Annotated in this window: 19 protein-coding genes; 11 read left to right on the top strand and 8 right to left on the bottom strand. The window is 48.5% G+C overall.

Annotated elements, in window-relative coordinates; all coding sequences use genetic code 11:
• Nucleotides 1–67: 67 nt before the first annotated feature.
• Entirely contained in the window at nt 68–949 is an 882-nt protein-coding gene (locus tag LLH06_RS09090) for a Ppx/GppA phosphatase family protein (RefSeq protein WP_228173052.1), read from the bottom strand.
• Nucleotides 946–3,003 carry a polyphosphate kinase 1 gene (ppk1, locus tag LLH06_RS09085; RefSeq protein ID WP_228173051.1) on the bottom strand — a complete coding sequence of 686 codons (2,058 nt, stop codon included), beginning with the start codon at nt 3,001–3,003 and terminating at the stop codon, nt 946–948. Before ppk1 ends, LLH06_RS09090 begins: the two co-directional genes overlap by 4 nt.
• Before the next feature lie 139 nt (nt 3,004–3,142).
• Here ppk1 and LLH06_RS09080 point away from each other — a divergent pair, with 139 nt between their 5' ends.
• The gene (locus LLH06_RS09080; RefSeq protein WP_228173050.1) at nt 3,143–3,634 is read left to right on the top strand and encodes a YajQ family cyclic di-GMP-binding protein; all 492 of its coding nucleotides are present in this window, start codon (nt 3,143–3,145) and stop codon (nt 3,632–3,634) included.
• Between the two features lie 193 nt (nt 3,635–3,827).
• On the opposite strand, the gene LLH06_RS09075 is transcribed toward LLH06_RS09080, so the two are convergent.
• Nucleotides 3,828–4,268, bottom strand: coding sequence for an Hsp20/alpha crystallin family protein (locus LLH06_RS09075; protein WP_228173049.1), 441 nt, complete (start codon nt 4,266–4,268; stop codon nt 3,828–3,830).
• A gap of 136 nt (nt 4,269–4,404) precedes the next feature.
• Here LLH06_RS09075 and LLH06_RS09070 point away from each other — a divergent pair, with 136 nt between their 5' ends.
• Entirely contained in the window at nt 4,405–4,854 is a 450-nt protein-coding gene (locus tag LLH06_RS09070) for an acyl-CoA thioesterase (protein ID WP_228173048.1), read from the top strand.
• Here LLH06_RS09070 and folB read toward each other — a convergent pair whose 3' ends face one another.
• The gene (folB, locus tag LLH06_RS09065; protein WP_228173047.1) at nt 4,855–5,223 is read right to left on the bottom strand and encodes a dihydroneopterin aldolase; all 369 of its coding nucleotides are present in this window, start codon (nt 5,221–5,223) and stop codon (nt 4,855–4,857) included. It lies immediately after the preceding gene.
• Between the two features lie 191 nt (nt 5,224–5,414).
• On the opposite strand from folB, the gene LLH06_RS09060 reads away from it, so the two are divergent.
• Entirely contained in the window at nt 5,415–7,448 is a 2,034-nt protein-coding gene (locus LLH06_RS09060) for an ATP-binding protein (protein WP_228173046.1), read from the top strand.
• Between the two features lie 6 nt (nt 7,449–7,454).
• Here the strand turns inward: LLH06_RS09060 and LLH06_RS09055 are convergent, their stop codons facing one another.
• Both LLH06_RS09055 and lysA read right to left on the bottom strand, forming a co-directional pair.
• Nucleotides 7,455–8,816: a GH1 family beta-glucosidase gene (locus LLH06_RS09055; protein WP_228173045.1), complete on the bottom strand. Its 1,362-nt coding sequence runs from the start codon at nt 8,814–8,816 to the stop codon at nt 7,455–7,457.
• 243 nt (nt 8,817–9,059) lie between these two features.
• Complete coding sequence (gene lysA, locus LLH06_RS09050) at nt 9,060–10,220, bottom strand: diaminopimelate decarboxylase (protein ID WP_228173044.1); 1,161 nt, start codon at nt 10,218–10,220, stop codon at nt 9,060–9,062.
• A 114-nt stretch (nt 10,221–10,334) separates the two neighbouring features.
• Between lysA and LLH06_RS09045 the strand changes: the two genes are divergently transcribed.
• The 8 genes from LLH06_RS09045 to LLH06_RS09010 all read left to right on the top strand — a co-directional run bounded on the left by LLH06_RS09045 (nt 10,335) and on the right by LLH06_RS09010 (nt 17,037).
• Nucleotides 10,335–10,799, top strand: a complete 465-nt coding sequence (locus LLH06_RS09045) for a DinB family protein (RefSeq protein WP_228173043.1) — start codon at nt 10,335–10,337, stop codon at nt 10,797–10,799.
• A gap of 40 nt (nt 10,800–10,839) precedes the next feature.
• Nucleotides 10,840–11,211, top strand: coding sequence for a hypothetical protein (locus tag LLH06_RS09040; protein ID WP_228173042.1), 372 nt, complete (start codon nt 10,840–10,842; stop codon nt 11,209–11,211).
• 368 nt (nt 11,212–11,579) lie between these two features.
• Nucleotides 11,580–13,922 carry a TonB-dependent receptor gene (locus LLH06_RS09035; protein WP_228173041.1) on the top strand — a complete coding sequence of 781 codons (2,343 nt, stop codon included), beginning with the start codon at nt 11,580–11,582 and terminating at the stop codon, nt 13,920–13,922.
• A 5-nt stretch (nt 13,923–13,927) separates the two neighbouring features.
• Nucleotides 13,928–15,349 carry a PepSY-associated TM helix domain-containing protein gene (locus LLH06_RS09030; protein WP_228173040.1) on the top strand — a complete coding sequence of 474 codons (1,422 nt, stop codon included), beginning with the start codon at nt 13,928–13,930 and terminating at the stop codon, nt 15,347–15,349.
• 4 nt (nt 15,350–15,353) lie between these two features.
• Nucleotides 15,354–15,557, top strand: coding sequence for a heavy metal-binding domain-containing protein (locus tag LLH06_RS09025; protein ID WP_228173039.1), 204 nt, complete (start codon nt 15,354–15,356; stop codon nt 15,555–15,557).
• Complete coding sequence (locus tag LLH06_RS09020) at nt 15,558–15,968, top strand: hypothetical protein (protein ID WP_228173038.1); 411 nt, start codon at nt 15,558–15,560, stop codon at nt 15,966–15,968. It begins immediately after the preceding gene.
• Nucleotides 15,965–16,624: an SCO family protein gene (locus LLH06_RS09015; protein WP_228173037.1), complete on the top strand. Its 660-nt coding sequence runs from the start codon at nt 15,965–15,967 to the stop codon at nt 16,622–16,624. Before LLH06_RS09020 ends, LLH06_RS09015 begins: the two co-directional genes overlap by 4 nt.
• Nucleotides 16,621–17,037, top strand: a complete 417-nt coding sequence (locus tag LLH06_RS09010) for a c-type cytochrome (RefSeq protein WP_228173036.1) — start codon at nt 16,621–16,623, stop codon at nt 17,035–17,037. The genes LLH06_RS09015 and LLH06_RS09010 overlap by 4 nt, the downstream gene beginning before the upstream one ends.
• Nucleotides 17,038–17,075: 38 nt before the next feature.
• On the opposite strand, the gene LLH06_RS09005 is transcribed toward LLH06_RS09010, so the two are convergent.
• Nucleotides 17,076–18,326, bottom strand: coding sequence for a cation:proton antiporter (locus tag LLH06_RS09005; protein ID WP_228173035.1), 1,251 nt, complete (start codon nt 18,324–18,326; stop codon nt 17,076–17,078).
• A gap of 53 nt (nt 18,327–18,379) precedes the next feature.
• Nucleotides 18,380–20,041: a response regulator gene (locus tag LLH06_RS09000; RefSeq protein ID WP_228173034.1), complete on the bottom strand. Its 1,662-nt coding sequence runs from the start codon at nt 20,039–20,041 to the stop codon at nt 18,380–18,382.
• Nucleotides 20,042–20,074: the final 33 nt, after the last annotated feature.

The raw sequence follows: 20,074 nt of genomic DNA, 5'->3' as shown, positions 1-20,074 counted from the left end.
AAAAACATGCCCTTGAGAGGGCATTACAAAAGTAATAATATTTTTTAATTGTTAAAACAATTTTAAATTATTTCAGCAAGTTTTTTTCGATGAGCGTTTGAATGATGCCATCGGCCATGCCAACGGTAGGCACATAGATCTGTTTGATGTTGGCCCACTTCATCACCGAGGTGTATATCTCGCACGCCGGAATGATCACATCTGCCCTATCCTGATTCAATTTCAAGACGTTGATACGGTCCTTTAACGAGTACGAAGACAGGTAGTTATACAATGAACGAAGCTTGGTATAGGTCAACGGTTCGCCGTCCTTCTCGTCGCTCATTTTGTACAGCTTGTTGATGTTGCCGCCCGTACCCACACCATATACCGCCTTGAATGCCTTAGTATGTTTACGCACATACTCTTGCATCTCTTTCCAGGTCTCGTCCTTATCCTGGTTATCCAGTATCCTGATCGTACCGATGTTGAACGATCTGGCAGCGATCAGTTCGCCGTTAGAGAACACGGTCAACTCGGTGCTACCACCGCCAACGTCGATGTACAGATAGGTTTTACTCTGATCCAGATCCACGCTGCTATGGCTGGCGTAAATGATGCCGGCCTCACGTTCGCCCTGTATGATCTCCAATTCCAAGTTGGCCTCTTTCCTGATACGCTCTACGATCTCGGGGCCATTCTTGGCCTCGCGCATGGCCGATGTAGCACAGGCCATGTGATCGCTCACCTTGTACACGTCCATCAGGTTCTTGAAGGCGATCATGGTCTTCACCAGATCGTCGGCTTTTTTAGGTGATATATGCTGATCCAAAAAGGCATCATCGCCCAGGCGCAACGGAACGCGAACCAGTGTGTTCTTTTTAAAGGTGATCGACCCATCGTTTTGGATGATATCGGCGATCAGTAATCGTACGGCATTCGAGCCGGTGTCTATAGCGGCGTATCTCAATTGAGTGAGGTATTAAGTTGTTTCAAATAATTATATATCTCCACCTGCGACCGGTGCTGATCTTTAGCCTTGGTGCGGTGATATTTATTAGTGTTCTTTTTATTGATCTCGCGCGATTTTGTATTGTCACGCAGCTGAATGTTGATGATATCTTTGATCTCTTCCTGCAATTCGATATCATACACCGGGAAGCCCACCTCTACCCTGTTCTCAATGTTACGGGTCATAAAGTCGGCCGAGGTAAGGTAGATCAGTTCATCGCCACCGTTGGCAAATATATGTACACGGGCATGCTCGAGGTATTTATCAACTATACTCACCACGGTAATGTTCTCACTAAAGCCAGGCACTCCAGCCACCAGGCAACACATCCCCCTGATGATCATCTGGATCTTAACCCCGGCATTACTGGCCTCATAAAGCTTTTCGATCAGTTGCTCATCGGCCAGGCTATTCATCTTCAATATCATGTAGGCCGTTTTGCCAGCCTTGGCATTCTTTATCTCCGCATCGATCAGCTTATAAATAGCCGGACGTGAATCGATCGGTGATACGATCAGGTTCTTAAGGTCCTTAGGCAGCAGCCCTTTGTTAATGGCCCTGAACACCTGCAACAGGTCACCCGTGATCTTTTTGTTGGCCGTAAGCAGCGTATGATCGGCGTATATCTGAGCGGTCTTTTCGTTAAAGTTCCCGGTGGATAGACAGGCATAATATGCCGGTTTGCCTTTCTCCATACGTACCACCAGGCATATCTTGGAGTGAACCTTATAACCCGGTACGCCATGGATCACCTTGATACCTTCGTCCTCTAATCGGCGGGTCCATTGAATGTTGTTCTGCTCATCAAAACGCGCTCTCAACTCTATCAGGCAGTTCACTTTTTTACCGTTCTGCGCGGCATTGATCAGGGCGTGCATCACCCTTGAATCCTGCGCTAAACGGTATACGGATATATTGATCTCAGTTACTTTAGGGTCGATAGCTGCCTCACGTAAAAAGTGTATCACGTAGTCGAACGACTGATACGGTGTGCTGATCAGGTGATCTTTAACAGCGATCAAGCCCATCAAACTTTTACCGAACGACAGCCCATCAACAGGCAACGCCTTGGTGCGCTTATATTCCAGCTCCGGCCCGCCGACGTTAGGGAAGTTGATGAAATCTTTAAAGTTCTGATACCGGCTGCCTGGGATCATGTTCTCAGCCCCCAACCCTAAACGCTGCTTCAGGTATGCCACCATATCATCCGGCATTTCAGCATCATACAGCATCCGCATGGGACGTCCCTTCTTGCGCTTTTGCAAGCTTTTCGACAAAGCATCAATGAACTTTTCGCTCACTTCTTTGTCCAGGTCAAGCTCGGCATCGCGGGTCAGCTGTATAGAGTAAGCCTCCATACTGTCGTACTCAAAAATGAAGAAGATGTCCTCTAAACTATATCGAATGATATCATCCACCAAAATGATGAACTTGAGTTGATTGGTCTCGGGCAGAATTAGAAAGCGCGAAAGATTGCCGGGCAGTTCGATGAGTGCGAGGCGGGTCTTGCGGCCCTTGGTCAGCTTTACAAAAAAGTAGATGGCACGGTCATGCAGTTGCGGCATCGGCTTATCATCATCAAGCATGATAGGCACCAGGGTGGACAGCAGCTTTTCGCGAAAATGCTTTTTGACGAACGCACCCCGCGATACGTTCAGCTGCTTATCGTTCAGCAGAAATATCTTTTCTTCGGCCAGCTCTTTAACAATGATGTTCTCGTACAGGTTGTAGAATTTTTTTTCCTGACGCACAACCATGGCCTTGATCTGGTTGAGCACCTTCTTAGGGTTGTAACCCAGTAGTGCCTTTGCCTTGTCGTTCAGGTTGGCTAAACGTGATAAGGTTGCCACGCGAACGCGATAGAACTCATCTAAATTAGAGGAAAATATGGCCAGGAACTTGATCCGATCGATCAGGGGCACCGTAATATCGGCTGCCTCCTGCAATACGCGGTCGTTGAAATAGAGCCAGCTTATCTCTCGGTTGATCAGGGGTATCTCTTTATTTGCCATAGTTTACACTGCACGGCATGCATGTGATATGCAAAACTGCCTATTTAGATGTTAACATAATATTAACTTGAATATTTTTAATGTGTTTGTTATAACCTGAAAGGCAGCTACCTTTGCAGCTCATTTAACCGATACATCTATGCCATCATTTGATATAGTAAGTAAGATAGACGGACAAACGCTCGATAACGCGATCAACAACGCCAAGAAAGAGATCCTGAACCGTTATGATTTCAATGACTCGAAAAGCACCGTTGACCTGGACAAAAAGACCAACGAACTGACCATAGTTACCGAGAACGACATGCGCCTTAAAGCCATTGAAGACTCGATCATTAGCCGCATGGTGAAACAAAGCCTTGACCCTAAAGCTTTGGACTTTGGCAAAGAGCAGTATGCGAGCGGTAACATGATCCGCAAAGAGATCAGCATCAAGGAAGGCATCGATAAAGAAGTTGCCAAAAAGATCGTGAAGAAGATCAAGGATAGCGGCCTGAAAGTACAAGCCTCTATTATGGATGACCAGGTACGTGTACAAGGCAAAAAGATAGACGACCTGCAAGCCGTGATCTCACTTTGCCGCGGCGAGGACTTTGGCCAGCCGTTGCAGTTCATCAACATGCGCAACTAAGATCAGAACCGGAATTATAGGAATTGACAAGATGGGCTGAATCCCATGCATCAGGATATTAAATTCTGTTTTTTTCTAAAAATTCTTAAAATTCCGGTCCCAGACCATAACAGAAAAGCCGCCCGGTGATACCTGGCGGCTTTTTCTGAACTAAACCAACACTTAACTTATGAAAACATTCTTTTCAGCTTAATTACTTCACAGCGATCTCGCGTGGTTGTAATTTTGCCTCTTCTTTTTTGGCAACTACCAGCTTCAGGATACCATCGGTATATGAAGCCTCGATGTTGTTTTGATCAACAGAGTCAGGCAAATTGAACGAGCGGCTGAACGAATTAAAGCTGAATTCTTTTTTGCTGTAATTCTTACCTTCAGTAGCTTCTTCTTTTTTAGCCTCTGAAGCTACGGTCAGCACATCCTTATCTACGTTGATCTTAATATCTTCTTTTTTCAGACCTGGTACGGCCAGCTCGATCTCGAAGCCGGTCTCGGTCTCGGCAATGTTCACTGCCGGCACTTTGGCAACGTTTGATGGTGCGAAGAAACGGTCGTTAAAGATCGGGTCGAACACATCGATAAAACGTGGGCCAGTTACATGTTTGCGGGTTCCGTTGTTAAATTTCACTAAAGTCATTTTTATATCCTCCGAAAAAGTTCTTTTTAATTATTTTCGTATGCATATGTACAAGTGTTGTTCCAACGCTGTATTTAAGCATTTTCGATGACATATCGTCATGTAAATAATTTTCGATAAGACAATCTGACATTAAATGAGCGAAGACCTTAGCAACTTCAAGTTCAAGACCCCGATACCCATCCGTTTTTCAGACATAGATGCTTACGGCAACGTTAGCAATACGATATATCTTACTTACTTTGAGATCACCCGCCTGCGTTACTGGCGCGACATCGTTGAATGGGACCTCAATTCCTGCGGTGTGATCCTGGGCCGTTCTGAGATCAATTACCTGAAGCCGATCACTGTCGATGATAATATCGCCTGTTACCTGCGTACCTCCCGTATAGGCAATAGCAGTTTTGACGTGATCTATGTATTGGTAAAGACCAACGCCGACGGTGAGGAAGAGATATGCACTACCGGTAAATCGGTGTGCATCAGTTATGATTATGCTAATAATAGGTCAGTGCCTATCCCGCAGCGTGAACGCCAGCGCATGATCGAGTATGATGAGCCGGGACTGATCACCAATACAAACTGATCAACCGGCGTTAACGTACACCGTTACGCCTGACGCCGCTACCCTGCCTTTTAACGGCGGGTTAAGCTTCTTCACCTCTACCGCGAGGTTGTTAATGTAAGGGAATTGTGCCATCACTTCATCGGCTATGCCTTGCGCTACACTCTCGAGTAGCTGTTTCACTTCTTTCATTTGCCTGCCGGTGATCTGATGCAAGTGCTCGTAGTTGAGCGTGCGCTCCAGATCGTCGTTTAGGTCGGGATGCTGTTGATCAAAGGTGGCTTCTATGGTCACCGTGAAATAGTTTCCCAAAATCTGCTCTTCGTGGTAATATCCGTGCCGCGCAAAGAACTCAGCGCCGTACAATCCCACCTTGATCATTTGTTTCATAGGAGTATGTATAGATGCCACAAAGGTAAAATGTTGCCCGACTAAAATTAACTTACACCAGATATAATTATTTATTCGAATGCTCCTAAAAAAGTATATTTTATTATTTAATAAGAGTAATATTGTACAATATACTGAACTACATGATATTCGGGCAGCCCAGCATGCTAAAGAAAAGCTTTGGTCAGGTTATGATCATATCACTTGCCATAACGGGACTGCTGCTATCCTGCAATGTTTCGCCCGAAGGTTCTGCTGCTGATCAGGCCAATTATAACGTTCTGATCGATTCCGCCGAACACTTTTACGATAAGGAGCAGTTTCAAAAGGCAGTCACCTACGCCGACCGTGCCCTAAAAGATACGGACCGGTTATCGTATGATCAAAAGAAGCGGCTTTATACCCTGCATTACAATTATTGTTTCACCGTAATGCATAACCAGCTAAAGGCTATACATTATGCCAACCAACTTATCGATCTGGCTAATACCGCCCCTGATCAGGAAGAGAAAGCCAAGCTTCGTAGCGCGGCATGCTTTTTCAAAGGTGATGCGTTGTTCAACGTGGGTCAGTATGACCAGGCCTATTATTATTTTTATCAGGGCAAGTTAGCTGCCGCCAGTTGCAAGGATATGAAGACCTGTATGCTCAGTGATTTTAGCTATCATATGGGCATGGTGCTCTATAAACAAGGCAACTATGCTGCCGCGGCCGATAATTTTAAAAAGAGTTTTAGTGAAAGCGCTACCTGTCCTGATCTACCAAGAACATTTTACCGCCGGCAGGAACTGTTGAGCAATATCGGAATCAGCTATTATAAATGCGACCGCCGAGACAGCGCGCTACGATATATGGACATGGCGCTGACCATGATCAACGAGCCTTCAAAAAGTTTCAAGCCATCTGAAGCGTTCTTGAACAGCGCCCGGGGTGTGGTGTATGGCAATCAGGCGTCGGTGTATCTCAAAAAGGGCGAGTATGACATGGCTGAGCGGCTCTTGAAAAAGAGCATGGCCATTAACCTGCAAAAGGGTTATGACAATAACGATGCTTTCGTTACCGCTCTAAAGTTGGTCAGGATATACAAGATCAGGCAACAACCCGACTCCATGTACCTGGTATTGAACCAGATCGGTCCGTTGATCGGTCAGATCCAAAACAAAGAGGCCGAAGCTGACTGGAACCAGCTCATGGCCGACTATTACGAACAAAAGGACCAATTGGCGAATTCGATCCGCTACCTGAAAGTACACGATAGCATTAACGCTATCGTGAACACCACTAATCTCAAGCTCAAAGCTAACGACATTAATGGCCAGCTGCGCACGTTCGAGAAGGAATACGAAGTGAACGCGCTAAAGAAGAACAACCATCAGAAAAGCCTTTACCTTACCGTAGCTATAGTGGTGTTCGGCATGTCGCTGATCATACTTTTGCTGATCTATCAAAATTGGCAAAACTCAAAAAAGACGTTGGCGACCTTGAAAAGACTGAACGAGCAGATACGCGTTCAGAACACTGACCTGGAGAACAGTCACCAGGAAAAGGATCGCATACTACGCACCGTAGCGCATGACCTGCGCAACCCAATCGGCGGCATAGCCTCCTTAACTCGGGCAGTTATTGAAGACGATGATTGTAGTGACGATCAAAAAGTCAGTCTTGAGTTGGTCAGGAACACGGCCAACAACACGCTTGAACTCATCAACGAGATCATGGAGGCTACAAACGTAGTGAACGATGAGCCGAAGATGCAGCTGGTGAACATCAATGACCTCGTTAAGAACAGCGTTGACCTGCTGCGCTTTAAAGCAGCTGAAAAGAATCAGCGGATAGAGATGCATCTGCTTGAGGAGCCGTTTGAGCTACTGATCAGCCGTGAGAAGATCTGGCGGGTAGTGAGCAACCTGATCAGCAATGCGATCAAGTTCAGTGCTGTTGGCGATACTATTCAGGTGGAGCTTGTACGTAATGGCGACTGCGTCAAGATCGCGGTGATCGATAAAGGCATCGGCATCCCAGAGAACCTGAAAGCCTCGGTGTTCAATATGTTCACCGACGCCAAACGGCCAGGCACTGTAGGCGAACGGTCTTTTGGGCTGGGCCTGTCTATTTGCCGGCAGATCGTTGATCAGCACAACGGCAATATCTGGTTCGATAGTGATGGAAAGAGCGGCACCACTTTCTTTGTAGAACTCTTCGGTCAGCCCGCACCTATCGTTTAGTGAACGTTAGTTACCTGCCAGGAACTCCTTGTACCAGTGCCCGGAATCTTTGATGATGCGTTCCTGAGTATCGAAATTAACGTGTATCAAACCAAAATGCGGGCGGTAGCCTTCGGCCCATTCAAAGTTATCGGTAAGCGTCCATACAAAGTATCCATTCACCGGGCAGCCTTCATTTTTTGCCTTGAGTACCTGTTGCAAATTATCGTGAAGGTAACGTGTACGCTTTTCATCATTGACACGTCCATTCTCCAGCACATCTTTAAAAGCAGCACCATTTTCAGTGATACGAATATTCTTGATCTGCGGGTAGGCACTAAATTTTTTGATCACTTCGTACATGGCTTGCGGATAAACCTCCCAACCCATCTCGGTGAGGGGCACCTTGCGGCTCTTGGCCTCTACCAGCTTTGCACCAACATAAGGTGTAAAGAAAGATGAGCGCACAATCTCGCGCGTGTAGTTCTGTAAACCGATGAAGTCCAGGTCGGCGGTTAGCAGGTCCTCGTCGCCGGGTTTAATATAGCGTTGGATGTGTTTGAGTACCGGTAGGTCAGCATATGGATAACCCATACCGATCAGTGGCTCGATGTATAGCCGATTGATCAATACATCGGCACGCTTGGCGGCAGCCACGTCCCTTGGTTTATCTGTATATGGCTCTATGTGTGAGCAGGAGAACGTGTTGCCGATGTTGGCGCCCGACACCAGCGCACGCAGGATCTTTGACCCGGCGGCTATGCTCATGGTCACGTGGTGTACGGCAGGCACAAAGTTGCCCAGTCCCTTGCGGCCGGGCGCATGCAAGCCTAAAAAATATCCGGCACCGGTAAATACTGCAGGCTCGTTCATCACCATCCAGTTCTTCACGCGGTCGCCATAACGTTTAGCACAAACGGTCACAAAGTTACTGAACCATTGCACACTGTGACGGTTGGTCCACCCGCCTTGCGCTTCGAGCACCTGCGGCAGGTCCCAATGGTAAAGCGTTACCCAGGGGGTGATGCCTTTTTCAAGGCAATAGTTGATCACGTGGTCGTAATAAGCAAGGCCGGCCTCATTAGGCTCGCCAGCGCCATTCTTGATCACACGTGTCCACGCGATAGAAAACCGAAAATTAGGAATATTGAGCTGACCGATCAAATCGATATCCTGCTCATAGCGGTTGTAAAAATCACAGGCCACACGGGCGTGCTGGCCGCCAAATATCTTACCTTTCTTTTGGGTGAACGTATCCCAAATGGACTCGTCCTTACCATCGATATCCCAGCTGCCTTCGGTTTGGAACGCTGCTGTAGATACGCCCCAATCAAAGCCAGGGCCAAAAAGGTCTTTATGCAGATCACTGCCTATACGCTGATCATCCATCTATACGCTCCAACTATAAAAACGAAGATTTTGTTCGAACGAACGGCGCAAAGCTAATAGGTACCTCCAATATCAGTGAATAAACGATGACCTCAGGCTTCTTGATATCAACCACTCTTTCACACTGAATACCATGTTGCTAATGAATGCTAATACTTTCATGATGCTTCCATTTGGTTAATACCAATATAGCTACATCATATTAACACACCGTTAAGTGCCAGTTATTTAATCATGACCTTATCAGTCAATATCGTTATATACGCTTTGCACCCTGTCGCGCAGGTTATAGCCCGATGCCATCACTTCCCCATAAGCGCCAGCCGTGCGCACGGCGATCAGATCACCACGATGCGATCTGGGTAGTGCTACATCGGTACGGAAACGGTCGGTGCTTTCGCAGATCGGCCCTACTACGTCGTAGATCACCGTAGCATCATTATCACCCTTGGTCAGGTTCTGAATATGGTGATATGCCTCGTACAACATTGGCCTGATCAGCTCGGTCATACCAGCGTCCAATATCAGGAAGTTCTTCTTTTGGCCGTTCTTAACATACAACACACGTGAGATCAGCGAGGCTGATTGTGCCACCAGAGCACGCCCTAATTCAAAGTGCACTTCCTGCCCTTCTTTTACCACCAGGTGATCTTTAAATATCTTAAAGTATCCAGCAAAATCGCAGATGGGGTCTTTGTCAGGGTTGTAATAGTCCACACCAAGTCCGCCCCCTACGTTCAGCACTTTAATGAATAAGCCTTTGGCCTCGAACCATTCGTGCAATTCGTTAACCCGTACGCAAAGCTTTTCGAACACGTCCAGGTTGGTGATCTGGGATCCTACATGGAAGTGGACACCCAAAAACTCCAGGTTCTTACAATTGCCCAAGGTAAATACCACATCATCCAGTTGCCAGGTATTGATGCCGAATTTATTTTCTTCCAAACCGGTGGTGATGTTATGATGTGTATGCGCGTCAACATTTGGGTTGATGCGGATGGCCACTCGTGCCGTTTTGCCTTTGGCAGCGGCAAGGTCATTGATCACCTCCATTTCCTGCACCGACTCCACATTGAAGCAAAAGATATCGGCATCCAGCGCGGCGTTGATCTCTTTGTCAGATTTGCCGACCCCTGCGAACACCACTTTATTACGGTCGAACCCATGCTCAATGGCGGCCAGTACCTCATTCCCGCTGACGCAATCAGCACCCAGTCCGGCCGCTTGAACGGTCTGCAACACCTTTGGGTTAAAGTTAGCCTTTAAGGCGTAGTGCACATGGTAGCCGTAATTGTCGGCGGCATTGGTACAAGCCTTTAGCGTACGCTGTAGCAGATCAAGGTCGTAGTAGTAGAACGGGGTTTCGTGTTGTTGGAATTTAGTGATGATATCAGGTGAGAACATTTTCAAAGTATCATTTTATTGTGGCTAGTGTACCACATTGCTGTTTTTGGATGATGGACGGGCTAAAGTAACACTATTTGCCAATATATTTGCCAAAACGCCAAGCCTGCGATCATGAAACAACACTTTTTAAAACTCCTAGGATACGACCGCTATGCTAACCTGTTGATGCTGGAAAGCATTTTTAAAGCCGACCAACCAGCAAAGGCCGTACAACTGATGGCACATTTGTTATCGGCACAGCAGGTTTGGTACTCACGTGCTGTAGAAGATGGCGCACCCATGCAGGAACTATGGCCCGACCAGCAGGCCGTACAGTTCAATTATCTGATCGAGGTCAATTTTGAAAAGTGGAGCAACTTCTTAAATGGTCCCATGGGCACGGACCTCTCCCGCAAGGTAAGCTACGCCAACTCAAAAGGAGATCACTTTAGTACCAGTTTGGAAGATATCCTGTCGCACATGCTTAATCACGGCACGCATCACAGGGCACAGATCGGTCAGGTGTTGAAGCAAAGCGGCCTGACAAAGTTGCCCGTTACCGACCTGATCTATTATCTGCGCAGCAAAGATCAATAAATGTTGTAAGGTAAGCCGTTTTAGTTTTAGCTTTGCGGCAATGTTTAAACGCTTTACAGCCCTGCTGCTTATCGGCTTAATGGTGATGGCTAACTTCAGTAAGCTATTCATCTACGCGGGTTTTGAAGCGAACCAAGGTTACATCGCTGCAAAGCTTTGCGAGAACCGTAGCAAACCATGGATGCACTGTAATGGCCGCTGCTATTTGATGAAAAAGATCAAACAGGCAGAGGACAAAGAACGCAGTGCCGAACGCCAGGTGCAAAAGAGCCTGATACAGGATGCCTGTTTCACGGTGAGCTACAGTTTCAAGTTCCATGCACAACTGCTGCGCTCGGTAGAGGTACCATACCTGACCATGCAACCTCAGCAAGTAGTGCTCTCCCTCCTACGTCCTCCGCGGGTAGCATAGATCCTTACTCATTTTCTTGTTCACAGGTTCGGTTATTAGGCCCATCGGTCTCTGATGTGCTTTCCTTTGTCGGCTTCATAAACTAACGACCGTTTCTGCCGATGATGGTGGTGCGATCTAATCATAGTTTCCGCTGATAAAGTATTGGTAGCTTTCGTGATCGACAAGCTGATAGCTTTACGGTTTTCCAAAACGTGTCTTTGCGAGGACTGATAGCGACGTGGCAACCCTATGCTTCAATACCTATCAGCATCGAGTTCGCCACGCTGCGCTCGCGATGACATAGGAAGGATGGACGCATTCAACATGCTGTGAACCTCAATCATTTATTCAACTTTTACAGGCATAGCTATGCCTTTTACATAATCATGTATCAAAAGATCCTATTCTTCATATTCTTATTACTGCCGGCCACTCTGCTGGCCCAAACTACGGTGAACGGCACCGTGACCGATGCGATCACGCACGAACCTTTAGCTGGTGTCACCATTAGCCTGACCAACACTGCTGAACATCAAAGCACCACTACCGACGCTAAGGGTCGCTTCAATATCGCTTACGCTCCTGAATTGCGCTTGTCCTACATGGGGTATATCACCCAGATCGTAACACCTATAAGTGGTCAAAACCTTAATGTTTCCCTTTCTCCCGCCCCGCTCGACCTGCAACCGGTGATCATATCGGCCAGCCGCGAGGCTCGTTCCCGCCAGGATGCACCGATCGCGATCAGCAAACTCAGTTCGGTACAGATACAGGACACCAAGGCTACGGCCCTTTACCAGTTGCTTAACAAGGTGGCCGGTGTGTACATGGTGAACCTCGGGAACGAGCAGCACACCATGGCCATTCGTCAACCGATCACTTACAATGCGCTTTACCTGTATATGGAAGACGGCCTGCCGATCAGGCCGACGGGGATATTCAACCACAATTCGCTTTACGAGATCAACATGAGTAGCGTACGCGACATAGAAGTGATCAAAGGCCCCGCATCTTCTCTGTACGGCAGTAATGCGATCGGCGGGGCCATCAACTTCTTTACGCAGAACCCGCCAGCAGGATACGCCGGCCGAGTGCAACTGCAGGGCGACAACTTTCATTACCGCCGGGTGGATGCCGATGGTGGATTTACCTCGGGCAAGTTCGGGCTTTATGCAGGCGGATACATTGCCCACCAAAAAGACAGCTGGCAGGACTACTCCGACTTTGACAAGTACTCGGGCAATATCAAGACCACCTACCAGTTCAACGACCGTACCCGCTTGACCACGTCGGCCACTTACAACTACCTGAACACACAAACGCCGGGCAGCCTGGATAGCGCCAAGTTCTACAGCCGCACTTATGGCGCCAACCAGCGCTTCACTTACCGCAAGGTAAAAGCCTTTAGGGCCAGCTCGAGGTTGGAGCATGATTGGGATACCCGCAACCAAACATTCGTGACCCTTTTCTACCGCAACAATTCTACCGCGCAGTTGCCGAGCTACTTCATATCAGACGTACGCAATGCACAAGGTGTTTACCAAAGCTCCAACGGTCAGGTGAACGATCAAAGTTTTCAAAGCTATGGCCTACTTGCCCAGCACCGCGTTGATCTTGACTTTTTACGATCGAGGTTGATCGCAGGTGTTTATGTTGATAACAGCCCGAGTTCGTACTATGCGCAATATCTTAACATCACTAAGGACTTGGCGCGTAACTACTACACCAGCTTTACCAACACGGGCACTTATATCGACGACTATCGCATCAAGCTATTCAACACGGCCGCATACGCACAATATGAGATGAACCCGATCGATCCGCTGCGCATCGTGATGGGATTACGATATGACCGGGTCCACTATGGTTTCCGCAACGGTCTGCCGCCATCTAATACCAAGTACAAGCAACAGCAGACCAACGACTTCAACATCGTAGCGCCCAAACTGGGCCTGACCTATAAGCTTGCTGATCACACGGGCTTATATGCCAACTACAGCTTAGGCTTCCAACCACCGGAGACTGGCGACCTGTTCAGCTCAAGGCAGCGGACTCCATTGAAGCAGGCCACCTTCAATAATTACGAGGTAGGCGGCTGGTTCGCCGCATTGAACAATAAGCTTTACACCGAGCTGAGTTTGTATGATCTGGAGGGCCGCAATGAGATCATTAGCCAGCTACTTTCTGACAACACCACCCAGAACCAGAACGCAGGTGCCACCCGCCACCGCGGCGTAGAATATGCGGTCACCTATGCACCTATACAACAGCTGGCGCTGCGCCTAAGCGGTACCAATGCCTGGCACACTTATAAAGAATATAGCGAAGTACGCACCAATTACGCCACCGGGAAGACCTACACAATAGTATATGATGGAAACCGCATGAGTAATGCGCCTAAATGGATCGCAAACGCCGAGGCCACTTACAAACCTGCCTACTTACCCGGTTTCCGTATCGCGCCTGAGTGGCAGCACATTGGTGGTTACTACACCAACCCGGCCAATACCAAACGCCACGGCGGTTACGATATCTACAACCTGCGGTTGGGATACAATATGCTAAGCGGAGCGTTGAAAGGCGCCGGCATTTGGTTCAATGTGCTCAACGCGGGCAACAAACTGTATGCTACCACTGTGGTGAACAACCAATATGGTGACACCTACAGCGCTGCGCCGCCACGCACGTACACGCTTGGCCTTAGTTATTCTTTCGCCAAAACCAAATGATCACCATGATGAAAAAGAATTTTTATAAATGGCACCGCATATTAGGGCTTATTGCCTTAGTGCCGGTCATTTGTTGGTGCTTGAGCGGAGTATCACATCCATTTATGTCCAACTGGTTCAGACCGTTCATTCCGCAGGAGGTGTTCAAGCCCATGAGCCAACTGCAAATGTCGCCGAAGCTGAGTCTCGCCGAGGTGATGGATACCAATAAGTTGAGCAGCGTCCGCAATTTTGGGCTGGTCAACTTTGATCAGCAGACCTATTATCAATTACTGATGCCGGATAGTACTTACAGGTATTATTCGGCTATCGATGGCTATGAAAAGGCCAATGGCGACCGTCTTTACGCTGAATATTTGGCCCGTTATTTTACTCAGGATAGCATCTCTGCTATTAGGCATGCCCAATTGCAGACCACCTTCGATGCGCACTACCAACCGATCAACCGGTTACTACCGGTATGGAAGATCAGCTTCGACCGGGCTGATAGCATGGACATTTACGTCGAGACCGCCCAAAGCCGCCTCGGAACGTTCAATAACAGGACGCGCAAAGCCATGCTCAGTTTCTTCCAGCAGTTGCATACCTGGGAGTTCCTGGCCAGTGTGTTCGGCAATACGTTTCGTAATGTAGTGATGCTGACGGTGGTGATCATTATGACGTTCTCACTGATCAGCGGACTGGTCGTATACGGTCTACTATGGACACGTTTCAAGACCATCGCACAAAAACGCCGCGAAAGCGGAGTTGCCGACCAACGGTTCGTTCACCGCTTTCACAGGCAGCTGGGGATTATCGTTTCATTCGTGATGTTGGCCTTTAGTGTGAGTGGTGCCTTTCACTTGTGGGTCAAGCTACGTAACGACCGGCCTGCCGTAAAGCCATTCGAGCAACTTATACATCGTAGCGAGCTGGTGAAAAGTAACCTGGAACTACCGGTGGCCGACAGCGCGATCAAACGCATTGGGCTTGTTAAATTTGACGGTCGTGCTTATTACCAGGTCATTGGTAAGCAAAAGCAGATCACTTACATGGATGCACAAAGCGGACAAATTTTGACCGATGGCGACATGACCTTGGCTACCCAACTTGCCAATTATTACCGGCAGGAAACCGTTAAACCCATCAAGACCGAGGTGATCAAGCAGTTCACTAACGAGTATGGCTTCATTAACAAGCGCCTGCCGGTGGTCAAGGTGAGTTACCCCAAGCAGGAGGACCTTTACATTGAGACCACCTCGGCCAAACTGGCTACCCGCGTAGCGGGGATGGACCGTGCCGAAGGGTTATCCTTCATCATCTTACACAAGTATTTCGGCATGACCTGGGCCGGGAAAGACATTCGTGATATCGTAAGCATGCTGGCCGCAGCAGGGGTATTAGTTGTATCTTTGTTCGGTTTTGCTGCGTTCTTGAAAAATAAATAACACCATGAAAAAACTATCGATCTTTATATTAGCCGCGGCTCTTTTATCGGCCTGCACACCCTCAGCTAAACCGAACGACCATGATGCCGTTAAAAATGCATCGGCCGTAAGTTACACTTGCCCAATGCACCCCAAGGTGACGGCCAACAAACCCGGCGTTTGCCCTAAATGCGGAATGGACCTGGTGGAAAAACAAAACGAAGAATAAATGAAGAACCTGATTAGCATATTAGCCGTAACCACTTTATTATTAAGCGCTTGTACTGACACCAAGCAGCAAGAGAAAGATGCCTTGAACGCCGTGATCGAAGTGCATGATGAAGCCATGACCCTTGACGAGAAAGCCATCAACAACAAACAGATCATCGATGGTTTGTTGAAGGACAAAAAGATCACTGGCGACACCGCTACTGCCGTACAGCTGTCAAAAGATCTTAATACTGCCGATGAGGCCATGGAGAACTGGATGCACCAGTTCAGTCCGGATAATACCGGCAAGAACCACGAACAAGTGATGACCTACATGGCCGATCAAAAAAAGATGGTGGTCAAAGTGAACCAACGGTTAGATAGTGTGATCAAAAGATCCGACGAATTTTTACGCCCATACAAAAAATGAAAAAACACATCCTGATAGGCCTCGGGTTATTAAGCCTGCTGAGCGCCTGTAGACCTGATGATAAGGTTGGTACTGTGCTTCCTATTTACGGCAACCGTGAACCGGTGACGCGAATGGTGAACGGTAAAGAGGTGACCGACACGGTATACCAGACCATCCCCGACTTTAAATTCGTGAATCAGTATGGTAAAGAGGTGACGCGCCGTTCGGTAGATGGCAACATCTACGTGGCCGATTTCTTTTTTACCAGTTGCCCCTCTATTTGCCCGGTGATGCACCGCAACATGCTGAAGGTTTACGACGCTTTTAAGAGCTCTAACAACTTCAAGATCCTGTCATACAGCATCGATCCTAAACATGATAGCGTAGCGGTATTGAAGAAATATGCAGACAACCTGGGCATTAGCGGTGACCGCTGGTGGCTGTTGCAGGGCGATAAGGCTGCCACTTATGATCTGGCCAAAAGCTATCTGGTGGCGGTGATGGAAGACAATAAAGCTCCGGGTGGCTATGTGCACCAGGGCTATTTTGTGTTGATCGATAAGCAAAAGCGTATACGTGGCAGCTATGATGGTACACAGCCTGAACAGGTCGACAAGCTGATCGCCGATATCAAGATCCTGCAGAACGAACCACAGAACAGCATCGCTCAATGAAAACGAAGATCATTGCCTGCCTGTTGGGCTTAGTTGCGATACTGGTGTACTCCTGTCAAAGCGAGCAAGAACTCGAATTTATGCGCTATTACACTACCGGGCAGGAACTCTACAAAACCAACTGCCAAAATTGTCATGGCGCACAGGGCGAGGGCTTAGCAGCGCTCATTCCCCCGCTTACCGACAGCAGCTATCTGCGAAAGAATAAACAGCAATTAGCTTGTTACGTGTATAACGGCCTTAAGCTGCCGATCATCGTTAACGGTAAGGCTTACAGCGGGCAAATGCCGGCAAGCAGCCTGGCGCCTATACAGATCGCGCAGGTGCTTACCTACGTCGAGAACTCGTTCGGGAACAAGATGGGGTTACACGATGTGAACGCAGTGAATACCGAGCTTACAAAGTGTGAGTGATAACAATCGAAGTTTAACTCTAACAACGGGTAGCCTGATCAGCTTAACATGCCTTGTTCAGGTACCCGTTGTTCTTTGCTTTGCTGGGCAGCTGCAACACGCCTTGCTGCACGCTCGGTGGCAAATGATGCTACCATACAAGTACAAAGGATCAGGATCACGGTACCGTTCAAAATAAACTCATCGATGATGCCAGCCTTGAAGCCTACCAAAATGATGGCCATGGTAGCGGCCGCATGCGATGCGCTCAAACCGAAGATCAGTCCGCGCTGAGGCGCCGTGTACTTGAACAGCGTTTGAGTGGCCCAGGCGCTTATCCATTTACTGGCAAGGGCCACGGTGGTCAGTACTCCTGCGATCATTAAGGCATGGTAGCCTTTGAACAGCACGCGCAGGTCGACCAACATGCCTACACTGATCAAAAAGAACGGTATGAATATGGCATGCCCCACGAACTCGATCTGCTCCATTAATTTAGAATCATGCGGAACAGAACGGTTAAGCGCAAGCCCTGCAGCGAATGCACCCACTATTGGCTCGATACCCGCCAATTGTGCAAGGAACGCCGACAGAAACACGATGAACAGTACGAAGATATAATGCGATGTACGTTCGGTAGCCGCCCGGCTAAAGAACCATTTGGCTATGCGAGGCACCAGCAGGAACTGTACTGCCGAGAACGCCAGCAAAGACATCACCAACCTAAGCCAGAAAGCTGTGGTAAGCCCGCCATGTTTGGAATCGATGACCACCGCTAAGATGATCAGCACAGCCGTGTCGGTCAAAATGGTGCCACCTACGGTGATCGCTACCGCCTCATTTTTGGCTACTTGATAACGGCTCACGATCGGATATGCCACCAACGTGTGCGTCGCGAACATGCTTGCGGTCAATATGGAGGTGATGACCGGATAGCCCAGCCCATAATAGCAGACCGGGAAGCCGACCATTATTGGCATGAAAAAGGTAAGCGCACCGAACAGCAGGCTTTTATTCTTGCGCTTGCGCAGATCGTTCAGATCAAGCTCTATTCCGGCAATGAACATAATGTACAGCAGGCCGATGGTAGAGAACAACTCGATAGCCGAGTTCTTTTTGAGAATGTTCAACCCATTGGGACTAATGATCATGCCGGCCAGTATGAACCCCACCACAGCAGGTATGCGTATGCGCGTCAATGCCAACGGCGATATCAGGATCACCAACAGTATGATCGCGAACACCAGCACCGGGTTGGTGATGGGCAGTTGAAAATATTGCAGATATTGGTCCATGTTGGTTGAATGCATGGGCGCTAAACTATCAATATGGTGTTAACTCAAGCGTCACAAGTTCTTGCTTATTAGACATCAGCAAGGTACTTGTGTACAAAGCTGATCGCCATCGAGCCCTCGCCCACTGCTGAGGCTACCCGATTCATAGCTCCGGCACGCACATCGCCGGCGGCAAAAATGCCGGGACAACTGGTCTCTAACAGGAACGGATCACGCTTCAATTTCCACGACCGCCTAAAATTTTCGTACCCGGCCAGGTCCCGACCGGTCTCAATAAAGTTGCCTTTGCTTTTAATGATCCCCATTTGTACCCAATCAGTATAAGGCCTGGCGCCAATGAAGATGTACAAAGCACTGGCATCACGAACCTGGGTCTCTTTAGTGTTCACATTGATCAGCACCAGTTGGTCCAAACTATTGTGTCCGCGTGCCTCGATCACCTCGGTGTAGGGCATCACTTCAATGTTGGGGGTATCACCGATCTGCTCGATCAAATAGGCCGACATGGTGGCTTCCAACCCTTCACGGCGGATCAGGATGTGTACCTTTTGCGCGAACTTGGACAAGTACATGGCTGCCTGACCGGCCGAGTTACCGCCGCCGATCACATACACCTGCTTATCCTTACAGGCCGAAGCCTCCGTCACCGCCGCACCGTAATAGATGCCCGCGCCGGTGAACTTGTCCACGCCTTCTACCTCCAGCTTGCGGTAATCGACACCGGTGGTGATCACCACCGATCGGCTGATCACTTCTTCCCCATTATCCAAGATCACATATTTGTAGCCGTCGCGCTCCTGAATGTCCTGAACGGTATGTGGCGACAAGAACTCGGCACCCAAACGGCGCGCCTGGCTAATAGCCCTGTGGGTAAGGTCGCTCCCGCTCAAACCGGCTGGGAAACCTAAATAGTTCTCGATGCGCGAGCTGGAACCGGCCTGTCCTCCGGGAGCCTTCCGCTCAATAAGCAATGTGCGCAGGCCCTCTGATGCGCCATAAACCGATGCGGCCAAGCCAGCAGGACCGGCACCGATGATCACCACATCATATATCTCGTTGGTGAGCTTAGTGGTGATGCCTAACTTCTCGGCTATATCATTGATGGTTGGTTTAGACAAGAACGTGCCATCCTCAAAGAATAACACCGGCAACTGGTCATTACAAAGGCCGTTGATGTCGAGCATGGTTTTTGCCTGATCATTTCGCTCAATGTCATACCACTTGTAAGGGATCAGGTTACTGCCCAGATAATCTTTGATCACGTGCGATTGCGGCGAAAATTGATAACCGGTAAGTTTGATGCCCTTGAACTCCGGTGTATAGTGGGCATGCCAGTCATCCAACAGGTCGCTTACCACAGGGTACAGCTTTTCTTCAGGCGGATCCCACGGTTTCATCAGGTAATAATCAAGCTGCACATCGTTAATGGCCTTGATCGCGGCGTCGGTATCTGAGTACGCGGTCAGTAACACGCGTTTTGCTTCGGGGAAAACCTTAACGGCCTTTTGCAAAAAGTCGACACCCTGCATCTCGGGCATACGCTGGTCACTGATGAATAGGGCGATCACATCGCCGCTGTTCTTCATTTCTACCAGGCTGTCAAGGGCTTCGTTGGCCGAGTCGGTGCTCATGATCTTATATTCCTTGCCGTAATGCGATCGCAGGTCGCGGGTTATGGCACGCAATACTTGCTGGTCATCGTCAATAGCAAAAATGATCGGTCGGCTCATAGTAATTATATGGAAAATTTAAGTAGACGTTTA

Origin of the sequence: Mucilaginibacter daejeonensis (genome assembly GCF_020783335.1) — a bacterium.
GTDB lineage: Bacteria > Bacteroidota > Bacteroidia > Sphingobacteriales > Sphingobacteriaceae > Mucilaginibacter > Mucilaginibacter daejeonensis.
This window is presented reverse-complemented; position numbering and strand designations above follow the sequence as displayed.

Excerpts from the sequence above, each read along its gene's own strand:
- ppk1 (WP_228173051.1), bottom strand. The coding sequence starts at position 3,003 with ATGGCAAATAAAGAGATACCCCTGATCAACCGAGAGATAAGCTGGCTC.
- LLH06_RS09080 (WP_228173050.1), top strand. The coding sequence starts at position 3,143 with ATGCCATCATTTGATATAGTAAGTAAGATAGACGGACAAACGCTCGAT.
- LLH06_RS09075 (WP_228173049.1), bottom strand. The coding sequence starts at position 4,268 with ATGACTTTAGTGAAATTTAACAACGGAACCCGCAAACATGTAACTGGC.
- LLH06_RS09070 (WP_228173048.1), top strand. The coding sequence starts at position 4,405 with ATGAGCGAAGACCTTAGCAACTTCAAGTTCAAGACCCCGATACCCATC.
- folB (WP_228173047.1), bottom strand. The coding sequence starts at position 5,223 with ATGAAACAAATGATCAAGGTGGGATTGTACGGCGCTGAGTTCTTTGCG.
- LLH06_RS09060 (WP_228173046.1), top strand. The coding sequence starts at position 5,415 with ATGATCATATCACTTGCCATAACGGGACTGCTGCTATCCTGCAATGTT.
- LLH06_RS09055 (WP_228173045.1), bottom strand. The coding sequence starts at position 8,816 with ATGGATGATCAGCGTATAGGCAGTGATCTGCATAAAGACCTTTTTGGC.
- lysA (WP_228173044.1), bottom strand. The coding sequence starts at position 10,220 with ATGTTCTCACCTGATATCATCACTAAATTCCAACAACACGAAACCCCG.
- LLH06_RS09045 (WP_228173043.1), top strand. The coding sequence starts at position 10,335 with ATGAAACAACACTTTTTAAAACTCCTAGGATACGACCGCTATGCTAAC.
- LLH06_RS09040 (WP_228173042.1), top strand. The coding sequence starts at position 10,840 with ATGTTTAAACGCTTTACAGCCCTGCTGCTTATCGGCTTAATGGTGATG.
- LLH06_RS09035 (WP_228173041.1), top strand. The coding sequence starts at position 11,580 with ATGTATCAAAAGATCCTATTCTTCATATTCTTATTACTGCCGGCCACT.
- LLH06_RS09030 (WP_228173040.1), top strand. The coding sequence starts at position 13,928 with ATGATGAAAAAGAATTTTTATAAATGGCACCGCATATTAGGGCTTATT.
- LLH06_RS09025 (WP_228173039.1), top strand. The coding sequence starts at position 15,354 with ATGAAAAAACTATCGATCTTTATATTAGCCGCGGCTCTTTTATCGGCC.
- LLH06_RS09020 (WP_228173038.1), top strand. The coding sequence starts at position 15,558 with ATGAAGAACCTGATTAGCATATTAGCCGTAACCACTTTATTATTAAGC.
- LLH06_RS09015 (WP_228173037.1), top strand. The coding sequence starts at position 15,965 with ATGAAAAAACACATCCTGATAGGCCTCGGGTTATTAAGCCTGCTGAGC.
- LLH06_RS09010 (WP_228173036.1), top strand. The coding sequence starts at position 16,621 with ATGAAAACGAAGATCATTGCCTGCCTGTTGGGCTTAGTTGCGATACTG.
- LLH06_RS09005 (WP_228173035.1), bottom strand. The coding sequence starts at position 18,326 with ATGCATTCAACCAACATGGACCAATATCTGCAATATTTTCAACTGCCC.
- LLH06_RS09000 (WP_228173034.1), bottom strand. The coding sequence starts at position 20,041 with ATGAGCCGACCGATCATTTTTGCTATTGACGATGACCAGCAAGTATTG.